The organism is Streptomyces sp. NPDC017520, from assembly GCF_044329855.1.
Lineage (GTDB): Bacteria > Actinomycetota > Actinomycetes > Streptomycetales > Streptomycetaceae > Streptomyces.
Map to the genome: position 1 here is coordinate 482,525 of NZ_JBIRKB010000003.1, position 17,475 is coordinate 499,999.

Consider the following 17,475-nt stretch of genomic DNA (forward strand, 5'->3'; position numbering starts at 1 on the left):
GGACGGTTCAGCGGGACAGGTCGGCGGAGATGCGGGACAGCTGGTCCAGGCGCTGCTCCAGCGTCGGGTGGGACGAGAACAGCCGGCCCAGGCTCTCCTTCGCGGAGAACGCCGGCACGAAGTAGAACGCGTTGTACGGCTCTGCCTTCCGCAGGTCCTCCGTCGGGATGCGGGCCATCTGCCCGCTGACCTTCGTCAGGGCGGAGGCGAGCGCGGAGGGCCGGCCGGTGAGCAGGGCGGCGGCCCGGTCGGCGGACAGCTCGCGGTAGCGGGAGAGCAGCCGGGTCAGCAGGAAGCTGATCGCGTAGACGACGGCGCTGATCAGCGGGATCAGCAGGAGCAGGATGCCCGCCGGGTCGTTGCCGGGCCTGCTGCGGGCGAAGCCGCCCCACAGGGCGATACGGGTGATGATGCCCGCCAGTACCCCGAGGAACGAGGCGATCGTCATGACGGCCACGTCCCGGTGCGCGACGTGCGACATCTCGTGGGCGAGGACGCCCTCCAGTTCCTCGGGCTCCAGTCTGCGCAGCAGGCCCGTCGTCGCGCAGACCAGGGCCGTCTGCTCGCTCCGGCCCGTGGCGAACGCGTTCGGTACGTCGCTCTCGGCGATGGCCACCTTGGGCTTCGGCATGTCCGCCAGCGCGCAGATCCGGTCGATGGTGCCGTGCAGTTCGGGGGCCTGCTCGGGGGTGACCTCGCGGGCCCCCATGCCGTACGCGGCGATGCGGTCGCTGAACCAGAACTGGGCGATGAACAGGCCGCCCGTGATGATCAGGATGATCGGCCAGGAGCCCTGGAGGGCCGCGAGGAGCACGCCCACGAAGACGACGTAGAGCAGACCGATCAGGAACATGGTGGTGACCATGCGACCGGTCAGGCCCCGGTCGGGGGCGTAGCGCGAACGGGCTCGTGGCATCGGTGCCTCCCAACGGCTCACCTCTCACCTGACTCCCATAGTGCCCCTTTAGGGTCAGAACCGGGTAAAGCGGTGCCCGCGCAGATCGCTGCCCGCGTAGATCGCTGCCCGCACCGGTCGCTGCTGCCCGCGCCGGTCGCTGTCCGTACCGGTCGCTGTCCGTACCGGTCGGGGCCGGATCCGCACCGGTCAGGGCCAGAGCAGCTCGCGCGTCCAGCCGCCGGCCTCCGGGCGCCGGTAGCGCAGCCGGATGTGACGGCGCCGGGCGTCGCCCTGGAAGAACTCGACCTCGGCCGGCTCGACCACGTACCGGGTCCAGGTCGGAGCCTCCGTCTCCGGTTCCGCCCGCGCCCGGTCCCAGGCCGCGTCCGCCGCCCGGTGCAGCTCCGCCACGGAGCCCACGACCTCGCTCTGCGACCCGGTCAGCGCGGCGGCGAGCGCCCCCGTGGACCGCGCGTGCAGGTCGGCGTGGCTCTCGGCGGGCGTGCAGCGGACCACCGGGCCCCGGACCCGTACCTGCCGACCTTGCGCGGGCCAGTAGAAGCCGAGGGCGGCGTGCGGGCGGGCGGCGAGCTGGTGGCCCTTGGCGCTGGTCGCGTGGGTGGCGAAGTGGAAGCCGCGCTCGTCGGCGTCGTGGAGGAGCAGCGTGCGTACGTCGGGGAGGCCCTCGGCGTCGGCGGTGGCCAGCGACATCGCGTGCGGCTCCGGCTGCCCCGCCGCGAAGGCCTCGGCGAACCAGGCGTGGAAGAGAGGGGCCGGGGCGGACGGGGCTGACTCGGGGTCGAAGGACGGCAGCTCGGTGTCCCAGACACGCTGGGCGTGCAGGAGGTCGCGGAAGGCGAGGGGGCCGGGGGAGAAGTGCAGGGCGGTGGTGTCGTCGGTCATGGGGCTATTGGACCCTACGGACCCGTCCATGCTGTAGCACCAAGAGACACGTGAGGCTACATTGGGGGAATGAAGACCATCACGCAGCGGGAGTTCCGTAACAAGTCCGCCGAGGTCATGGACGCGGTCGAGGGTGGCGAGACGTTCCACATCACCCGGAACGGCATAGAGGTCGCCGAACTGCGCCCCCTCAGCCGCAAGAGGCAGCTCAGTGCCGAGGAGCTCACGGCCCGGCACCGGCGCCTGCCCCGGGTGGACGGCGCGCTGCTGCGTCACGAGGCGGACGAGTTCTTCGGCGCCGAGGACCGGGTGGGCGACGATGATCTTCGGGAGCGCAACGGTGGCTGAGCGGCACCGCACAGGAGTGCTCGACACCTGTACGTACATCGATCTCGACGTGCTGGAGCCGGAGCGGCTGCCCGTACTGCCCGTCCTCACCGCAGTCTCGCTGGCCGAACTCCAACAGGGAGTGGCCGTGGCCAAGGAGCCGTTGGTCCGGGCCGCCCGGATGGAGAAGTTGGGGGCGGCGGTGGCCGACTTCGAGCCGCTCCCTTTCGACGCGGACGCCGCCGCGCGCTACGGGACCCTGGTCGCGCTCGTTCTCGCGGCCGGTCGCGATCCTCGGCCGCGACGCCTCGACCTGATGATCGCGTCCATCGCGTCGGTCCGGGATCTGCCGCTATACACGCGGAACGCCGATGACTTCAAAGGGCTGGAGAGCGCGCTCACTGTCGTCGGGCTGTGAAGCGGGCGGGGTGGCCGGGCCCGCCCGCTCACCCCCGCCCCAGCACCACCGTCCCCGACGAGCAGAACCAGCCGCCCGTCCCCGAGGCCACCGCCAGCTCCGGGAGGCGGCCCCCGCCCTTGCGCACCTGGCGTTCGCCGGCCTCGCCGCGCAGTTGCCGTACCGCCTCCACCAGCAGGAACAGCCCCCGCATCCCGGGGTGGCAGGCGGACAGGCCGCCGCCGTCCGTGTTCACCGGTAGCTCGCCGCGCAGTCCGGTGCGGCCCTTCCCGACGAACGCGCCGCCCTCGCCCTTCGCGCAGAAGCCCAGGTCCTCCAGGGTCACCAGCGTCATGTACGTGAACGCGTCGTAGATCTCGGCCAGGTCGACGTCGGCGGGCCGCACCCCGGCCCGTTCGAAGGCCAGGCGGCCGGAGACTGCGGCGGGCGAGACCGTGAAGTCCTCCCACTCGGACATCGAGGAGTGCGAGACGTGCTCCCCGGCCCCCAGGATCCAGACGGGCCTTTTCGCCGTGTCGGGTACGTACTCCTCGGCGGCCAGCAGCACCGCGCAGCCCCCGTCGCTGCGGATGCAGCAGTGCAGTTTGGTGAACGGGTCCGCGATCATCGGGCCGGAGAGGACGTCGTCGACCGTGATCGGGTCCCGGAACATCGCCTCCGGGTTCGCCGCCGCGTTCGCCCGTGCCGTCACCGCCACCTCGGCGAGCTGTTCCAGCGTCGTGCCGTACTCGTGCATATGGCGGCGGGCGGCCATCGCGTACTTGGCGATCAGCGAGTGCCCGTACGGCACTTCGAACTGCGCCGGCCCCCGCGCACCGAACGACAGGTTCGACGTGCGGCGGCCCGCCTTGATGTCGGCGCGGGCCGTCGACCCGTACACCAGGAGCACGGCACGGGCCCGGCCCGCGGCGATGGCGTCTGCCGCGTGGGCGGCCATCACCTCCCAGGTGGCGCCGCCCACCGCCGTGGAGTCGACCCAGGTGGGCCGCAGCCCCAGGTACTCGGCGACCTCCACCGGGGCGAGCGTCCCGAGCCCGGCCGAGGCGAAGCCGTCGACGACCGAGCGGTCCAGGCCGGAGTCGGCGAGCGCGCGGCGGGCGGCCTGGGCGTGCAAGGCGTACGGAGTGGCGTCGTCGACCCGGCCGCAGTCCGCGAGCGCCACGCCGACGACGGCGACCTTGCGCGGGCGAGCGGGAGGCGAGGAAACAGTGGCCATGAATCTGACGGTACATCAGATGGCGGTGGTTGCCGCAACCTCGCCACACCTTCGCCGCACCTTCGCCGCAACCGTTCGCGCGCGACGGCTTCCGGCGCCCGGGTGCGTGCGAGACCCTGGGAATTCCCGGGCCCCACACCTAATATGACGCCTCGTCAGCTTCGGGGCTGGTTGTCGGCCCCTGGGTGGAAGGAGCCCGCAGATGGACGCCGCCCTCACCGCGGAACAGCACGAGATCCGCCGCACCCTGCGCGAACTGCTCGCCCGGAGCGCCGGCCCCGAAGCCATCCCCGCCGCCGTGCGCACCGCCGAGGGCTACGACCCGGTCCTGTGGCGCAGGCTCGCCGGGGACCTCGGGCTGCCGGGGCTCGCCGTCGCGGAGGAGTACGGCGGGGCCGGGTGCACGGCCACCGAGCTGGCCCTCGCCTGCGAGGAGACCGGGCGCGCACTGCTGCCCACACCGCTGATCGCCACCGCCGCCCTCGCCGCACCCCTGATCGCCGCCCTCGGCACCCCGGGCCAGCTGGCCGCCCTGCTGCCCCGGATCGCCGGCGGCACCCTGACCGCCGCCCTCGCCGTCCCCGGCGGTTCGCTCGCCACCGCCCTCGGTCTCACCGGCGACAACGCCGACGGGGCCTGGGCGGGCGGCGGCCGGGCGGGCGGCATCCAGGCCCGCGGGCCCGGGCAGGGTGGCGGCCGGCGGCTCTACGGGGAGGCCGACCGGGTCCTGGACGGGCACAGTGCGGGGGTGCTCCTGGTCGCCGCCCACGCCGGGGGCTACCCGCGCAGCCGTACGCTCCTGTTCCTGGTGGACTCCGGAGCGGCGGGGCTGGCACGCACCCGGCTCACCGCGCTCGACGAGACCCGCCCCCTGGCCCGCGTCGAGCTGCGCGACACCCCGGCCGAGCTCCTCGGCGCGGACGACACCGCCGACGCGGCCGCCGCGCTCGCCGCCGCCGGACGCACGGCCGCCGCGATCCTCGCGGCCGAGGCGGTCGGGACGGCGGCGAGCGCCCTGGAGCGCACCGTGGAGTACGTGAAGGCGCGCGAACAGTTCGGCAGGGCCGTCGGTTCGTTCCAGGCCGTCAAACACCGCCTCGCCGACCTGTACGTACGCGTCGAGGCGGCCCGCTCCGCCGCGTACCACGCCGCCCGGGACCCGGAGGCCGGACCCCTCGCGCTCGCCCAGGCCCTGGAGACGGCCCGGATCACCACCGGTGAGGCCGTCCAGCTGCACGGCGGCATCGGCTTCACCTGGGAGCACGCGGCGCACCGGTATCTGAAGCGGGCGGCGGGCGACGAACTGCTCTTCGGCCCGGTCCACCGGCTGCGCGACCACGCGGCGCGGCGGGCCGGACTCTTCGGGCCCGATCGGGTGCCGCTCGCCGCGGCACCCGGGGCGGGCGTCCGATGACCGCCCCCCGCGGTGTGCGTCTGGTCCAGAAGGTCTCCTCGACCCGCGCCTTCGGGCGGATCGCCCCGTACGTCGTCCCCGCCCTGGACCGGGCCGTGCACCGGCTCACCCGGGGAAAGGTGCTGCTCAGCGCCCGGATGCTGCCGGGGCTCGTCCTCACGGTGCCGGGGGCGCGCACGGGGCGGCCGAGGACCACGCCGCTGGCCTGCATGCCGGAGGGCGAGGTGGAGGGCAGCTGGATCCTGGTCGGCAGCAACTTCGGCCGTACGGGTCACCCGGCCTGGACCGCGAATCTGCTGGCCCGCGGCGGCGAGGCCGTCGTCAACTGGCGCGGCCGGGACATCCCGGTGCGCGCGAGCCTGCTGGAGGGCGAGGAGCGGGAGCGGGTGTGGGAGGCCGCACTCGCGTTCTGGCCGCCGTACGCGGCGTACCAGCGGCGGCTGGAGCGGCAGATCCGGCTCTTCCGGCTGGAGCGGCGGTAGAGGCGGGCGGGCGGTAGAGGCGGGCGGGGCGGTAGCGGCGGGCGGGGCGGTCTCCGGCAGGCCTGGGGGAACGGGTCGGGGCGGTCTCCGGCGCGGCCCTTCCTCCGGGAACGGGGCGGGGCGGCCCCCGGCGCGGCCTCTCCTCCGGGAACGCCGACGGCGGACCACCCGCAGGGGCGCGTGGGTGGTCCGCCGTCGGTGAGACAGGACGTGGGGCGTCCGGGCGAGCGGGTGCCCGCCCGGTCGTGAGGGGCGTCCGGGGCCGGTGGGCCTCCCACGCCCCGGACCGCTTACTTCGTCGGCTTCTTGCCCGTGATGCCGAGGTGCACCAACAGGGCCAGATTGGGCCGCAGTTCAGCCTGCTTCACACCCCAGGTGGTGAAGCCCTTCTGGTGCGAGGCGACCGCGGCCAGCATCGCCACCAGGGAGCCCGCCATCGCCGCCGGACTGACGTCCTTGTCGACTTTGCCCTTGCTCTGGAGCTCCTTCACGGAATCCGTGAGGGAGTTGGTGACCGAGTTCAGGATCTTCATACGGATCTTGTAGAACCGCTTGTCCCCCTCGGCCGCTCCGAGGTCGATCACGCGGAGGATCGCGTCGTTGTGCCGCCAGAAGTCGAGGAATCCCTCGACGAGTTGTTCGGCGGTGGTCCAGCCGGCCTTGCCGACCCAGGAGCGTCCGGCGACCAGTTCGGTCAGTCCGGCGCCCTCCTTGGCGACCTCCTCGGCGATTTCGAGGACGGCGCCCTCCACGTCGGGGAAGTACTGGTAGAAAGTCGCGGGTGAAGTCCCGGCCTTCCGGGCGACGTCGATGACTTTGACGTCCCGGTACGGCGAGGAGCTGAGCATCTCGCTGAGGCAGTCGAGCAGCTTCTGCCGCGTCGCCTGACCGCGTCGACCGGCCACGCGGCCGTCGACGGTACGTACTTGTCCTGTCATGCCGTCAGCTTACCGAGGGGTGATGGGAGCGCGATTCGGCCGACTGCAAATGGGGAACGCCGCAGGTTCGGAGGGGTGCGCCGGGGCGCCGGGCGGCGGTTTTCGGCCGCCGCGCGAAAGGCGCCGGAGCCCGGAGCATGGCCAGGGTGAGGCCAGGGTGAGGCCAGGGTGAAGTCAGGGCCGAAGGGGTCACGGCTGGAGTAAATGTTATCAACAGCCTGTGGACAACTTCGGTGGACAACTTTCGTCCACATGGTGAGCGCGCTCTTCATCAATCGGTCAAAGGTTCTCTTCAGGTGCGTCCGGGGCGCGCGAGACCGGGCGCGACGTTACGTTGACTGTGACGGGCGTCACTGCTACGGAAGGACCCGGTCCCATGGCCGCATTCGCGCATTCCGCGCCGTGCTGGGCGGACGTGCAGCTCTCCGACCTCGAAGCGGGCAAGCGCTTCTACGGCGGGCTCTTCGGCTGGACCTTCCGGGCCGGCGACGGCATGCCCTTCGCGGACGCGCTCAGCGACGGCCGCCTCGTCGCCGCCCTCGCCGCCAAGAAGGACGGCCGGATGCCCACGGCCTGGGGCGTCTACTTCGCCACCGATGACATCCGGGCCACCGTCGCCGCGATCCGCGAGCACGGCGGCCAGATCATCACCGACCCCGTACGGGCGGGGCGCGCCGGCATCGTGGCGCAGGCGGCCGACCCCGGGGGCGCCGTTTTCGGGCTCTGGCAGCCGGAGGAGCGCGCCGGCTTCGAGAAGCAGAACGATCCCGCCTCCTTCTGCTGGACCGAGGTCTACACCCGGCAGCCGGACAAGGTGGACCCCTTCTACGAGAAGGTCTTCGGCTTCCACGGCACCGACCTGGACGAGGCGGGCCACGACATCTCCGGCGACTCCGAGGCGCTGGTCGACTTCCGGATGTGGTCCCCCGAGGGCGCCGAACCGGGCCCGGACACCGCTGTCGGCGGCCGCAGCGTCATCACGGACGCGTTCCCGGCCGAGATGCCGAGCTACTTCCTCGTCTACTTCGCCGTCGCCGACTGCGACGCCGCCGCCGAACTCGCCGTACAGCTCGGTGGCCGGGTGGCCCAGCCGCCCTTCGACATTCCCTCCGGGCGGATGGCCGTGCTGCACGACGACCAGGGGGCCGCGTTCGCCGTGCTGGAGCCCGGCGAGCCGCGTCCGTAACCCCGGCTTCGGCGCCTGCGCAGCCCCGGCTTCCGCACCCTCGTAACGGCCGCTACCGCACCCTCGCGACCCCGGCCTCCCCACCTTCGCGACCCTGGCGTCCCCACCTTCGTGACCTTGGCTTGCGCGCCCTCCGCCCCTCCCCGCGCCCCGGTGTGGGGGGATACCGCCCGAAGTGACATGCGACACCCCCATCCGCCCCCGGGTTCGCAACAGAGGCCCGGGCCAGGAAGAATCGGGGTGCGTACCGCCAGGTGATGCCCAGTGGTGAGACCCTGCACAGGGCGAGCTGCGCGCAGTGCGGGATTCGACCGGGCGGTAATGCGCGGACTTCGTCGCCGAGGTCCGTTTACGGGGAGGTGGCAGGCAAGTGGTGGAGCAGCTGACGCAGCACGACCCGAGACGGATCGGCCCGTTCGAGGTGCTGGGACGGCTCGGGGCCGGCGGCATGGGGCTGGTCTATCTCGCGCGGTCGGCGTCCGGCCGGCGGGTGGCGATCAAGACGGTGCGGACGGAACTCGCCGAGGACCAGCTCTTCCGGGTCCGCTTCACCCGCGAGGTCGAGGCCGCCCGCGCGGTCAGCGGGTTCTACACCGCCGCCGTGGTCGACGCCGATCCGCGTGCCGCCGTGCCCTGGCTCGCCACCGCCTATGTGCCCGCGCCCTCGCTCGAAGAGATAGTGAACGAGTGCGGTCCCATGCCGACCCAGGCGGTGCGCTGGCTGGCCGCCGGCATCGCCGAGGCCCTCCAGTCCATCCACGGCGCGGGCCTCGTCCACCGCGACCTGAAGCCGTCCAACGTCCTCGTCGTCGAGGACGGCCCCCGGGTGATCGACTTCGGCATCGCCTCCGGCGTCTCCAACACCCGGCTGACCATGACGAACGTCGCCGTCGGCACGCCCGCGTACATGTCGCCCGAGCAGGCCCGGGACTCCCGCAGCGTCACCGGGGCCAGCGACATCTTCTCGCTGGGCTCCACGCTCGTCTTCGCCGCCACCGGGCACGCCCCCTTCCACGGGGCCAACCCGGTCGAGACGGTGTTCATGCTGCTCCGCGAGGGCCCCGACACCGAGGGGCTGCCCGAGGACCTGCGGCCGCTGATCGAGTCCTGCATGCAGATGGACGCCACCCAGCGGCCGAGCCCCGCCGACCTCCAGGCCCAGCTCGCCCCGCACCTCTTCGCCTCCGGCAGCGACGACAGCGGCACGGCCTCGGCCTGGCTGCCGTCCCCGGCCACCGCGATGATCGAGCGGCGCAGGGGCGGCGGGCGCACCGCGCCGCCCGCCCCTGCCGTGCCTCCGCCGCCCCCGCGGCAGCCCCCCAGGGCGCCGGGGCGGGACACCGCCTGGCGCAGCGGGGCGGACCTGCGCTCGCCCTCCCCGCTGTCGTCGCCCTCGCCCCTGTCCGGCGCGTCCGGCCCGTCCGGGGCCGCTTCCGCCGGTCCCGGCGGCGGGCCCGTCCAGCTGCCCGGCGCCAAGGTGCCGATCGGCCCCGGCCCGCGTGCGGGGGAGGGGCGCGGGGCCGCCGCCGCGCACCCGGCCGCCGCGACCGGGTGGGTCCGGCCGCCCGCCGGAGTGAACGGTTCGTCGGCGGTCACGGCCCCCGCACCCGTCCCGGCCCCGTCGGCAGCCCCGGACGGCGCGGCGCCCGTCCCCGACCGCTGGCGGCCCTGGCGCTTCCGCATGTCCAACGACGTGTGGGGCACGCCCGTCGTCTCCGGCGACCTGCTGTACGTGACGTCCTTCGAGGTCCACGCGCTGGACGTGGGCAACGGCCGGCGCCAGTTCAAGACCCGTGACGTGGCCTGGGCGATGGCCGTCGAGGGCGGCAGGATCCACGCCTCGGACGGCCCGTCGCTGTACGCGCTGGACGCCACGACCGGGGCCGAGCAGTGGCGGCTGGCGACCGACGCCTGGGTGTACGCCCTCAAGGCCGACCGGGGCACGGTCCTGACCGCCACCCGGGGCGGCGGCGTCCAGGGCTGGGAGGCGTCCAACGGCGAGAAGCTGTGGGAAGTCACCGGTGAGCAGAGCGACTTCGAGACGGCGGAGGCCGGTCCGGTCATCCACGACGGCACGGTGTACGTCTGGCAGGACGCCCGGCTGCGCGCGCTGGACGCCCGTACGGGCATCGAGCGCTGGTCGTACCCGATCGGCGACTCGGCCTCCTGCGGCGGCGTCCCGGTCCGGGTCACCCCGGCCCCCGACGGCTACGTCTACCTCGCGGCGGGCACCCGGGTGCTGGCGGTGGAGACCGGCTCCGGCCGGGTGCGCTGGCACTTCGAGGCCCCCGCGGTCTTCCTCTCCCCGCCCGCGTTCGCCCCGGGGCCGGCGGTGACCGGCGGCGGGGTGTACCTCGCGGACTACCTCGGCACGGTGTACGCGCTGGACGCGACGACCGGCAAGGACCGCTGGCGGATCGCCACGGAGGCCCGTTCCTCCATCGAACCGGTGCTGGTCGCGGTGGGCAACGTGCACGTCGGCAGCGGCAGCGCGCTGTACACCCTGGACGCGGTCACCGGCACCCCGAAGTGGCGCTTCGCGGCGGGCGGCGACGTGGTGGGCGCCCCGGTGGTGGCGGACGGCCGGGTCCACTTCGGCTCGGCGGACCACGTGCTCTACACCCTGGACGCGGCGGGCGGCCAGCTGCGCTGGAAGCTCGCGACGGGCGGCGAGATCACGGGCTCGCCCGTGGCGCAGGCGGGCGTGGTCTACGCGTGCAGCAAGGACCGCTGCGTGTACGCGCTGGACGCGCTGAAGGGCACGGGCACGGGGAACAGGGCCCGGAGCTGAGCCCGGTTCTGTCCTCAACGCCGGACGGGCTCAAGGACGTCCTCAATCGCCGGACGGGCTTGAAGGACGTCCTCAATCGCCGGACGGGCTTGAAGGACGTCCTCAAACGCCGGACGGGCTTGAAAGATGTCCTCAATCGCCGGACGGGCTTGATTTTCGGCCGGTCCGGCGCGCATCCAGCCCGTCCGGCGCTTGAGGACGGAACCCTCGACGAGGTGGCCGTCAACCCCGCGGAGGCGGCGGCGGCCGGTGCGGCGGGTGTACCGGGTCGCGGGGGTCTTCCTCCGGATGCGGGGCCGGGGGAGAGGACCGCGTACGGGGGCCATGCGGGCCGGGCCCCGTGTACGGGCCCACCTCCGGCTCGGGCCCCGTGTACGGGTCCGCCTCCGGCTCCGGCCACGGCGACGTCTGCACGGACATCCCCGGCTCCTGCGTCGGCGGCCAGGTGTCCACCTGATCCGGACCCGGTGCGGCGTACGGCTCCACCCGCTCCCGCTCCCGCTCCCGCCGGCTCCGCCGGCCACTCCGCCGGCCACGCCCACTCATCAGCAGCGCTCCGATCAGCATCAGCACCCCACCCGCCAGCGCGTTCACCACGCCCACCTGGAGCCCGGACCCGTCCCCGGCGACCACCAGCGATCCCGCCGCCTGCCCCTGGCGGACCATCCACAGGATCGTGAAGCCCAGCACCACCAGACCCGCGAGGGCGACCACGAGCCGCGACCGGAGCGCGACGCCCACGACCACCAGCAGTGTCGCGGCGAGGAACGGCAGCAGCATCGAGACCAGCACCCCCGATCCCGCGGCGGTGATGCCTCCGAAGAGGTCCTCCACCCGGTAGTCCTGCCCCGCCCGCCCGGCGTACCAGTCGCGGAACGGGCTCAGCACGGCCGAGGCCGCCCCGGCGAGGGCGACGACGGAGCCGAGGACGTTGCGGATCATCGTCAGCCTCCAGGGCGTCGTCCCGCGAACACGCACCCCCCGCAGCCGACGCTACGCCGGGACGATCACCCCCGCCATGCGGACGTTGACGGGACCGTGACAGGGTCATGACTTGGTCATGGGGTCGCGTGCGGCATGCTGAGGGTGACGACGCACGCCATCGGCGCGACGTACCGGCAACGAAACTCAAGGGGGGCTGCATCCATGATGCGGCGACAGACGAAGCTCGCGGCGGTCCTGGTCGTGGTGGTGCTCGCGCTCACCGGGTTCTCCACCTCTTCCAGCGGCGGCAAGGGCAAGAGCGGCAAGAGCAGCAGCTCGGGCGGCGGCTGCTCCAGCTCGAAGAAGAGCAACAACGGTTACCGGGACAACGACTTCGACGAAGACTACGGCGACGACTCCTCGTCCTCCGGCTCGTCCGGCTCCTACGCGACCCCGACGCCCACCGCGTCCGACGCCCCCGCCGTCCGGGTGATCCGCTGCGCCGTGCCGCGCAAGGGCAAGCGCAAGGCGGTCACCGCGTCCTTGGTCGAAGTGCGGTCCAACTACCCGGGCACGCAGGCGTACGAGATCGACGTACGGTTCGTCGACGGCCTGGGCAACACCGTGGACACGGCCGAGGCCACCACGATCCTCGACGTCGATGAGGTGGACACCCTCACGGTGCGGATGGAGAGCCCCGGCAAGGTGTCCCGGGTGAAGCGCTGCATCGTGACCGCCGAGGCGGTCTGACTCGGCTCCGGCCGGCAGGGGACGGACGGGGGCGAGGGCAGGGAACACCCAGGATGCTCACCGCACCCGGGGCTCCCCGCCCCCGCCCCGCCCCTCGAACAGCTCCGCCTGCCGTTCCGGGGGCAGATTGCCCAGGGCGATCAGCGCCGGGGCCTGGGACATCGCCTGGGCCCTGGCCGCCTCCTTCGCGGACCACACCGCCCGGACCGTGCCCTGCACCGCCTCCGTCGGGTAGCGGGCGATCACCGTCGCCGACCGCAGCGCCGCCGCCACCGCGCCGCCCGGCTCCGTCACCTCGCTGACCAGCCCGATCGCGTACGCCCGCCCGGCGCTCAGCCGTTCCGCCGTGCCCATCAGGGACATCCGGGCGACCTCCCCGAACGGCATCCGCTGGGCCATCGCGATGGCCTCGTACGCCGAGACCATCCCGTACGTGGTGTGCGGGTCGAAGAACGTCGCCTCCCGGGACGCGACCACGAACTCCGCCTCGCCCAGCAGGTAGAACGCCCCGCCGCAAGCCATCCCCTCGACCGCCGCGACCACGGGCTTCCACAGGTCGTTCGCCTTGGGGCCGATCCGCAGGAGGGGATCGTCGACGGCGTACGGGGACGGCGGCTGCGGGACGGTGACGCCCCGGTCGATCCCCGTACAGAAGGCGCGCGTCCCGGCCCCGGTGAGGACGACCGCCCGCACCGACTCGTCGTACCGCAACTCCCGCCAGAGCGAGTACAGTTCGCCGGCCGTCTCCAGATCGATCGCGTTGAGTCTCGCCGGCCGGTCCACGGTGACGAGCGCGACCCCCGTCTCCTCGTCCCGCTCGATGCGCAGGGCCATCCGCTCACCGCTCCAGGAGCCAGCGGACGAGCGTGATTCCGCCACCGGGCCCCGCCGGGCAGAACACCGCCCGCACCGGAGCCCCGATCCGCAGCCGCGCCGGGTCCACCGAGTTCAGCGGGGCGTCCGGGGCGGCGACGACGTTCCCGACCAGACGGATGTGCGGGGCCTCAAGCAGCTCGACCAACACCGCGTTGTACGGCGCCTGTTCGGCGTACGCGGGGAGCAGTGGCGGATGCGGGACGACGTACGACCAGAGCCGGCCGCGCCCGCTCATCTCCCGCCACTCGCTCTCGAACGACCCGCAGTGGGGGCAGCAGGGCCGGGGCGGGAAGCGCGGTTCGCCGCAGGCGGGGGAGGCGCAGGCCTGGACGCGCAGTTCACCGCGCGCGGTGTACTCCCAGAAGGGTGCGCCGTCCTCGTCCGGCACGGGAAGCAGCAGGGAATCGTTCACGGCCATTCCTCTCAACTCCTCAGCAGTACTGCCGACGTCGGAACGCCCTCGCCGGCGGTGACCAGGCAGGTGGCGGCGTCGGGGACCTGGGCGGTGGAGGTGCCGCGCAGTTGTTTCACGCCCTCGGTGATGAGGTTGAAGCCGTGGACGTACGCCTCGCTCAGCCCGCCACCGCCGGTGTTGATCGGGAGCCGCCCGCCGCTCTCCAGCGCCCCGCCCTCGGTGAACGCGCCGCCCTCGCCGCGCGCGCAGAAGCCGTAGCCCTCCAGGGACAGCGGGACGAGCGGGGTGAACGCGTCGTAGATCTGGGCCACATCGACGTCCTCGGGCCCGAAGTCGGCCTGCTTCCACAGCTGTCGGGCAGCGGTCCAGGCGGGGCCGGTGAGCGGGTCGTCGTTCCAGTAGTTGACCATCCCGTGGTGCTGGGCGGGCAGGCCCTGGGCGACGGAGTGGAGATAGACGGGCTTGCGGCGGCAGTCGCGGGCGCGTTCGGCGGAGACGATCACGCAGGCCAGCGCCCCGTCGGTCTCCAGGCAGTTGTCGAAGAGGCAGAGGGGCTCGCTGATCCAGCGGGAGGTCATGTACATCTCGCGGGTCAGCGGGCGGTCGTACATGATCGCGGCCGGGTTCTGGTTGGCCCGGTTGCGGCAGGCGAGCGCCACGTTGAAGAGGTGGTCGCGGGTGGCCCCGTACTCGTGCATGTAGCGCCGGGCCAGCATGCCGATCTCATCGGCGGGCCGCAGCAGCCCGTACGGGCGGGTCCACTGGGCGGGCGTGGGGAGCTGGACGGTGGTGTTCTTCCACGGCCGGGGCCCGGAGCCGCGTTTGCGCGACCGCCAGGCCACGCCGACGCTCGCCTGTCCGGTGGCGACGGCGGCGGCGAGATGGGCGAGTGTGGCGCAGGAACCCCCGCCCCCGAACCCCACCTTGCTGAAGAAGGTGACATCCCCGGCCCCGATCGCCTTGGCGACCTCCACCTCGTCGGTCTCCTCCATCGTGTACGAGGCGAAGCCGTCGACTTCGGCGGGGGCGATGCCCGCGTCGTCGAGGGCCGCCAGGATCGCCCGGCAGGCGAGGGTCTTCTCCGACTCGGGAAGCCGTTTCGTGAACGCCGTCTGCCCGATCCCGGCTATCGCCGTCGCGTCCTTGAGCGTTGCCATCCGCTGACCTCCCGCACCGTCGCCCCTGCTGACAGCGGCAGAGGCTACCGCTAATCTGACGGTTAGTCAGCTAGTGCGGCGGCAGGAAGGCGGGCGCGTGATGCGGGGCGACGAGGAGTGGGGCAGCATCCCGGAGCTGGTGCGGGCGGCGGCGCGGCGGTACGGCTCCGCCGAGGCGGTGGCCGACGGCCGTACCCGGCTCTCGTACGCCGAGCTCGGCGCGCGGGTGGAGCGGGCCGCGGCCGCGTGCCTCGCCTCCGGTGTGGAGCCGGGGGACCGGGTCGCGATCTGGGCCCCGAACACCCTGGACTGGATCGTCTCCGCGCTCGGGGCGGTGACGGCCGGCGCGGTGCTGGTCCCGTTGAACACCCGCTTCAAGGGCGCGGAGGCGGCGTACATCCTGCGGCGCAGCCGGGCCAGGCTGCTGTTCGTCACCGGCACGTTCCTGGGCACCTCGTACGTGGCGTCGCTGCGGCGGGCCGAGGTGAGGCTGCCGGACCTGGAGCGGGTGGTGGTCCTCGCGGAGACGGCCCCCGAGGACTACACGAGCTGGCCGGACTTCCTGGCGGCGGGGGAGAGCGTCCCGTCCTCCGCCGTACGGGAACGGGCTGCCGGAATCGCCCCCTCGGACCCCTCCGACATCATCTACACCTCCGGCACGACCGGCCGCCCGAAGGGCGCGGTGATCACCCACGCGCAGACGCTGCGGGCGTACGCGATCTGGAGCGACCTGGCGGGCCTGCGCGAGGGCGACCGCTACCTCATCGTCAACCCGTTCTTCCACACCTTCGGCTACAAGGCGGGGATCATCGCCTGTCTGATGCGGGGGGCCACGATGGTGCCGCAGCCGGTGTTCAACGTGGACACGGTGCTGGCGAACATCGCGGCGGAGCGGATCTCGGTCCTGCCCGGCCCGCCGACCCTCCACCAGTCGCTCCTGGACCACCCGGCACGCGACGCGCACGACCTCTCGGCGCTGCGCCTGGTCGTCACCGGCGCGGCGGTGGTCCCCCTCCAGCTGGTGGAGCGCCTGCGCGGGGAACTCCACATCGCGACGGTCCTCACCGCGTACGGCCTCTCCGAGGCGAGCGGCATCGTCACCATGTGCCGCCGGGGCGACGCGCCGGAGGTCGTGGCCACCACGTCCGGCCGCGCGATCCCCGGCACCGAGCTCCGCGTCCTGGCGGAACCGGGAGCTCCGGGCGAGGTGCAGGTGCGTGGCTTCCACGTGATGAGCGGCTACTTCGAGGACCCGGACACGACGGCCGCCACGATGACCGAGGACGGCTGGCTCCGCACCGGCGACGTGGGCGTCCTGGACGCGGCGGGGAACCTGCGGATCACGGACCGGATCAAGGACATGTTCATCGTGGGCGGTTTCAACGCCTACCCGGCCGAGATAGAGCAGCTCCTCGGCCTCCACCCGGACGTGGCCGACGTCGCGGTCATCGGCGTCCCGGACCCGAGGCTCGGCGAGGTCGGCAAGGCCTACGCGGTCCGCCGCCGGGGCGCGACGCTCACCGCGGACGACCTGATCGCCTGGTCCCGCCGCGAGATGGCGAACTTCAAGGTGCCGAGGGCGGTGGAGTTCCTCCCGGAGCTGCCGCGCAATGCGAGCGGGAAGGTGGTGAAGGGGGAGCTGCGGGGGCGGGGGTAGGGGCATTCCCGCCCGCGTTCACCGGATGGGGTGAAGGGGAGTGGAGCCCGCCCGCTCCCGACGGTATGGTCGAGGGTATGGCAACCAAGAAGTACACGGTCACCCTGCCGGAGGAGCTGGCGGAGGAGATCCGGGCGGAGGTCGGCCCCGGAGCGTTCAGCGCGTATGTCACGCGGGCCATAGAGCGGCAGCGTGAGCATGACCGGCTGGGGGAGCTGGTGGTGTGGATGCAGGAGAAGGACGGCCCGCTCACTGAGGAAGAGCAGGCCGCGGCGGATGCCGAGCTCCGTGACATCGAGCGCTGGTTCGAGGAGCGGGAATCCGGCGGGGGCGGCCAGGAGGCGGCTGCGGCCTGATGAAAGACATCTGTTTCGTCCTGGACTGCGAAGCGCTGTCCAGGGTTGCTCTGCGTGACCGCATGCTGACCGGTGTCCTGACGAAGGCGCACCAGTCCGGCATCCGGGTGGTGACCAGCTCCATGACGCTCGTGGAGGCGTACCACAGCAAGATCCGCATGCCGGTATGGAACTGGGCCATGGCGCGGGTGGTCGTCGAACCCGTCACCAAGGACGTCGCCGACGAGGCGATCCGCCTCCTGCGCGAGGCCGGACTGCACGGCCACAAGTACGCCATCGACGCCGCGCTCGCCGCGATCGCGAACCGGCAGCCGGGCCGGACGGCGCTGTTCACGTCCGACCTGGACGACCTGGGGAAGCTCTGCCGGCCGAGAGTTCAGCTGCGGGGCCTGTAGGCACGGTCCCGGACATGCGGGAGGGGCCCGAGTGCTTCCCCCGACTCGGGCCCCTCACCATTCCCCCGTACCGCGACCGCGACGGCTCCCCCTCGGCGTCGCCGCGGTCGCTTCCCCCGTATCCCCGTCGGGAAGGTCTAGGCGGGCTCGCCCGTCGCGTGGTTGTCGAGCGGCTTGACCGTGCCGCCGGTGGCGTGGTTGTCCAGCGGCTTCAGCACACCGCCCGTCGCGTGATTGTCCTGCGTCGTGGCTTCCCCGCCGGTGGCGTGGTTGTCGAGCGGCTTCACGACCGGCTTCTTCTGCGCATCGCTCATGGTGTTCTCCAGCTCCCTGAATGGCTGTGCTAGGACTCGACGAGCCCGCCCGGCAACT

At 72.9% G+C, this 17,475-nt stretch carries 19 protein-coding genes; 10 read left to right on the forward strand and 9 right to left on the reverse strand.

The genetic code is table 11. The features are described from left to right. Nucleotides 1–7: 7 nt before the first annotated feature. Together htpX and ACH4KB_RS10055 are read right to left on the reverse strand one after the other, a co-directional pair. On the reverse strand, nucleotides 8–916 hold the full coding sequence (gene htpX, locus ACH4KB_RS10050; RefSeq protein ID WP_398065431.1) for a zinc metalloprotease HtpX: 909 nt from the start codon (nucleotides 914–916) through the stop codon (nucleotides 8–10). A gap of 189 nt (nucleotides 917–1,105) precedes the next feature. Continuing rightward, nucleotides 1,106–1,801 (reverse strand): pyridoxal 5'-phosphate synthase, encoded by a 696-nt coding sequence (locus ACH4KB_RS10055; RefSeq protein WP_398065432.1) that lies wholly within the window; start codon nucleotides 1,799–1,801, stop codon nucleotides 1,106–1,108. A gap of 69 nt (nucleotides 1,802–1,870) precedes the next feature. Here ACH4KB_RS10055 and ACH4KB_RS10060 point away from each other — a divergent pair, with 69 nt between their 5' ends. After that, nucleotides 1,871–2,149, forward strand: a complete 279-nt coding sequence (locus ACH4KB_RS10060) for a type II toxin-antitoxin system Phd/YefM family antitoxin (RefSeq protein ID WP_398065434.1) — start codon at nucleotides 1,871–1,873, stop codon at nucleotides 2,147–2,149. Beyond that, complete coding sequence (locus tag ACH4KB_RS10065; protein WP_398065436.1) at nucleotides 2,142–2,546, forward strand: type II toxin-antitoxin system VapC family toxin; 405 nt, start codon at nucleotides 2,142–2,144, stop codon at nucleotides 2,544–2,546. Before ACH4KB_RS10060 ends, ACH4KB_RS10065 begins: the two co-directional genes overlap by 8 nt. A gap of 28 nt (nucleotides 2,547–2,574) precedes the next feature. Here the strand turns inward: ACH4KB_RS10065 and ACH4KB_RS10070 are convergent, their stop codons facing one another. Further along, on the reverse strand, nucleotides 2,575–3,762 hold the full coding sequence (locus tag ACH4KB_RS10070; protein WP_398065438.1) for a thiolase C-terminal domain-containing protein: 1,188 nt from the start codon (nucleotides 3,760–3,762) through the stop codon (nucleotides 2,575–2,577). 202 nt (nucleotides 3,763–3,964) lie between these two features. On the opposite strand from ACH4KB_RS10070, the gene ACH4KB_RS10075 reads away from it, so the two are divergent. Next, nucleotides 3,965–5,176 carry an acyl-CoA dehydrogenase family protein gene (locus ACH4KB_RS10075; protein ID WP_398065440.1) on the forward strand — a complete coding sequence of 404 codons (1,212 nt, stop codon included), beginning with the start codon at nucleotides 3,965–3,967 and terminating at the stop codon, nucleotides 5,174–5,176. Continuing rightward, on the forward strand, nucleotides 5,173–5,658 hold the full coding sequence (locus tag ACH4KB_RS10080; protein ID WP_398065442.1) for a nitroreductase family deazaflavin-dependent oxidoreductase: 486 nt from the start codon (nucleotides 5,173–5,175) through the stop codon (nucleotides 5,656–5,658). Before ACH4KB_RS10075 ends, ACH4KB_RS10080 begins: the two co-directional genes overlap by 4 nt. 290 nt (nucleotides 5,659–5,948) lie before the next feature. Here the strand turns inward: ACH4KB_RS10080 and ACH4KB_RS10085 are convergent, their stop codons facing one another. Beyond that, entirely contained in the window at nucleotides 5,949–6,596 is a 648-nt protein-coding gene (locus ACH4KB_RS10085) for a TetR/AcrR family transcriptional regulator (protein WP_026290968.1), read from the reverse strand. 376 nt (nucleotides 6,597–6,972) lie between these two features. On the opposite strand from ACH4KB_RS10085, the gene ACH4KB_RS10090 reads away from it, so the two are divergent. Then, nucleotides 6,973–7,782, forward strand: coding sequence for a VOC family protein (locus tag ACH4KB_RS10090; protein ID WP_398065445.1), 810 nt, complete (start codon nucleotides 6,973–6,975; stop codon nucleotides 7,780–7,782). Between the two features lie 373 nt (nucleotides 7,783–8,155). Next, nucleotides 8,156–10,573, forward strand: a complete 2,418-nt coding sequence (locus ACH4KB_RS10095) for a PQQ-binding-like beta-propeller repeat protein (RefSeq protein ID WP_398065632.1) — start codon at nucleotides 8,156–8,158, stop codon at nucleotides 10,571–10,573. A gap of 222 nt (nucleotides 10,574–10,795) precedes the next feature. Here ACH4KB_RS10095 and ACH4KB_RS10100 read toward each other — a convergent pair whose 3' ends face one another. Beyond that, on the reverse strand, nucleotides 10,796–11,515 hold the full coding sequence (locus ACH4KB_RS10100) for a hypothetical protein (protein WP_398065447.1): 720 nt from the start codon (nucleotides 11,513–11,515) through the stop codon (nucleotides 10,796–10,798). 204 nt (nucleotides 11,516–11,719) lie between these two features. Between ACH4KB_RS10100 and ACH4KB_RS10105 the strand changes: the two genes are divergently transcribed. Then, on the forward strand, nucleotides 11,720–12,247 hold the full coding sequence (locus ACH4KB_RS10105; RefSeq protein ID WP_274032100.1) for a hypothetical protein: 528 nt from the start codon (nucleotides 11,720–11,722) through the stop codon (nucleotides 12,245–12,247). 57 nt (nucleotides 12,248–12,304) lie between these two features. Here the strand turns inward: ACH4KB_RS10105 and ACH4KB_RS10110 are convergent, their stop codons facing one another. From ACH4KB_RS10110 to ACH4KB_RS10120, 3 genes are read right to left on the reverse strand one after another with little or no spacing between them, the layout of a single operon-like run. Continuing rightward, nucleotides 12,305–13,081 carry an enoyl-CoA hydratase/isomerase family protein gene (locus tag ACH4KB_RS10110; RefSeq protein WP_398065449.1) on the reverse strand — a complete coding sequence of 259 codons (777 nt, stop codon included), beginning with the start codon at nucleotides 13,079–13,081 and terminating at the stop codon, nucleotides 12,305–12,307. A 4-nt stretch (nucleotides 13,082–13,085) separates the two neighbouring features. Continuing rightward, nucleotides 13,086–13,541 (reverse strand): Zn-ribbon domain-containing OB-fold protein, encoded by a 456-nt coding sequence (locus ACH4KB_RS10115; RefSeq protein ID WP_398065451.1) that lies wholly within the window; start codon nucleotides 13,539–13,541, stop codon nucleotides 13,086–13,088. 5 nt (nucleotides 13,542–13,546) lie between these two features. Next, nucleotides 13,547–14,695, reverse strand: coding sequence for a lipid-transfer protein (locus ACH4KB_RS10120; protein ID WP_398065453.1), 1,149 nt, complete (start codon nucleotides 14,693–14,695; stop codon nucleotides 13,547–13,549). A gap of 100 nt (nucleotides 14,696–14,795) precedes the next feature. On the opposite strand from ACH4KB_RS10120, the gene ACH4KB_RS10125 reads away from it, so the two are divergent. From ACH4KB_RS10125 to ACH4KB_RS10135, 3 genes are all read left to right on the forward strand, one after another. Next, complete coding sequence (locus ACH4KB_RS10125; RefSeq protein WP_398065633.1) at nucleotides 14,796–16,352, forward strand: FadD3 family acyl-CoA ligase; 1,557 nt, start codon at nucleotides 14,796–14,798, stop codon at nucleotides 16,350–16,352. A gap of 77 nt (nucleotides 16,353–16,429) precedes the next feature. Beyond that, the gene (locus ACH4KB_RS10130; RefSeq protein ID WP_398065455.1) at nucleotides 16,430–16,708 is read left to right on the forward strand and encodes a hypothetical protein; all 279 of its coding nucleotides are present in this window, start codon (nucleotides 16,430–16,432) and stop codon (nucleotides 16,706–16,708) included. After that, nucleotides 16,708–17,103: a hypothetical protein gene (locus ACH4KB_RS10135; protein ID WP_398065457.1), complete on the forward strand. Its 396-nt coding sequence runs from the start codon at nucleotides 16,708–16,710 to the stop codon at nucleotides 17,101–17,103. The genes ACH4KB_RS10130 and ACH4KB_RS10135 overlap by 1 nt, the downstream gene beginning before the upstream one ends. A 137-nt stretch (nucleotides 17,104–17,240) precedes the next feature. Here ACH4KB_RS10135 and ACH4KB_RS10140 read toward each other — a convergent pair whose 3' ends face one another. After that, nucleotides 17,241–17,417 (reverse strand): hypothetical protein, encoded by a 177-nt coding sequence (locus ACH4KB_RS10140; RefSeq protein ID WP_007451789.1) that lies wholly within the window; start codon nucleotides 17,415–17,417, stop codon nucleotides 17,241–17,243. Between the last annotated feature and the right edge of the window lie 58 nt (nucleotides 17,418–17,475).

Excerpts from the sequence above, each read along its gene's own strand:
- htpX (WP_398065431.1), bottom strand. The coding sequence starts at position 916 with ATGCCACGAGCCCGTTCGCGCTACGCCCCCGACCGGGGCCTGACCGGT.
- ACH4KB_RS10055 (WP_398065432.1), bottom strand. The coding sequence starts at position 1,801 with ATGACCGACGACACCACCGCCCTGCACTTCTCCCCCGGCCCCCTCGCC.
- ACH4KB_RS10060 (WP_398065434.1), top strand. The coding sequence starts at position 1,871 with ATGAAGACCATCACGCAGCGGGAGTTCCGTAACAAGTCCGCCGAGGTC.
- ACH4KB_RS10070 (WP_398065438.1), bottom strand. The coding sequence starts at position 3,762 with ATGGCCACTGTTTCCTCGCCTCCCGCTCGCCCGCGCAAGGTCGCCGTC.
- ACH4KB_RS10075 (WP_398065440.1), top strand. The coding sequence starts at position 3,965 with ATGGACGCCGCCCTCACCGCGGAACAGCACGAGATCCGCCGCACCCTG.
- ACH4KB_RS10080 (WP_398065442.1), top strand. The coding sequence starts at position 5,173 with ATGACCGCCCCCCGCGGTGTGCGTCTGGTCCAGAAGGTCTCCTCGACC.
- ACH4KB_RS10085 (WP_026290968.1), bottom strand. The coding sequence starts at position 6,596 with ATGACAGGACAAGTACGTACCGTCGACGGCCGCGTGGCCGGTCGACGC.
- ACH4KB_RS10090 (WP_398065445.1), top strand. The coding sequence starts at position 6,973 with ATGGCCGCATTCGCGCATTCCGCGCCGTGCTGGGCGGACGTGCAGCTC.
- ACH4KB_RS10100 (WP_398065447.1), bottom strand. The coding sequence starts at position 11,515 with ATGATCCGCAACGTCCTCGGCTCCGTCGTCGCCCTCGCCGGGGCGGCC.
- ACH4KB_RS10105 (WP_274032100.1), top strand. The coding sequence starts at position 11,720 with ATGATGCGGCGACAGACGAAGCTCGCGGCGGTCCTGGTCGTGGTGGTG.
- ACH4KB_RS10110 (WP_398065449.1), bottom strand. The coding sequence starts at position 13,081 with ATGGCCCTGCGCATCGAGCGGGACGAGGAGACGGGGGTCGCGCTCGTC.
- ACH4KB_RS10115 (WP_398065451.1), bottom strand. The coding sequence starts at position 13,541 with ATGGCCGTGAACGATTCCCTGCTGCTTCCCGTGCCGGACGAGGACGGC.
- ACH4KB_RS10120 (WP_398065453.1), bottom strand. The coding sequence starts at position 14,695 with ATGGCAACGCTCAAGGACGCGACGGCGATAGCCGGGATCGGGCAGACG.
- ACH4KB_RS10125 (WP_398065633.1), top strand. The coding sequence starts at position 14,796 with ATGCGGGGCGACGAGGAGTGGGGCAGCATCCCGGAGCTGGTGCGGGCG.
- ACH4KB_RS10130 (WP_398065455.1), top strand. The coding sequence starts at position 16,430 with ATGGCAACCAAGAAGTACACGGTCACCCTGCCGGAGGAGCTGGCGGAG.
- ACH4KB_RS10135 (WP_398065457.1), top strand. The coding sequence starts at position 16,708 with ATGAAAGACATCTGTTTCGTCCTGGACTGCGAAGCGCTGTCCAGGGTT.
- ACH4KB_RS10140 (WP_007451789.1), bottom strand. The coding sequence starts at position 17,417 with ATGAGCGATGCGCAGAAGAAGCCGGTCGTGAAGCCGCTCGACAACCAC.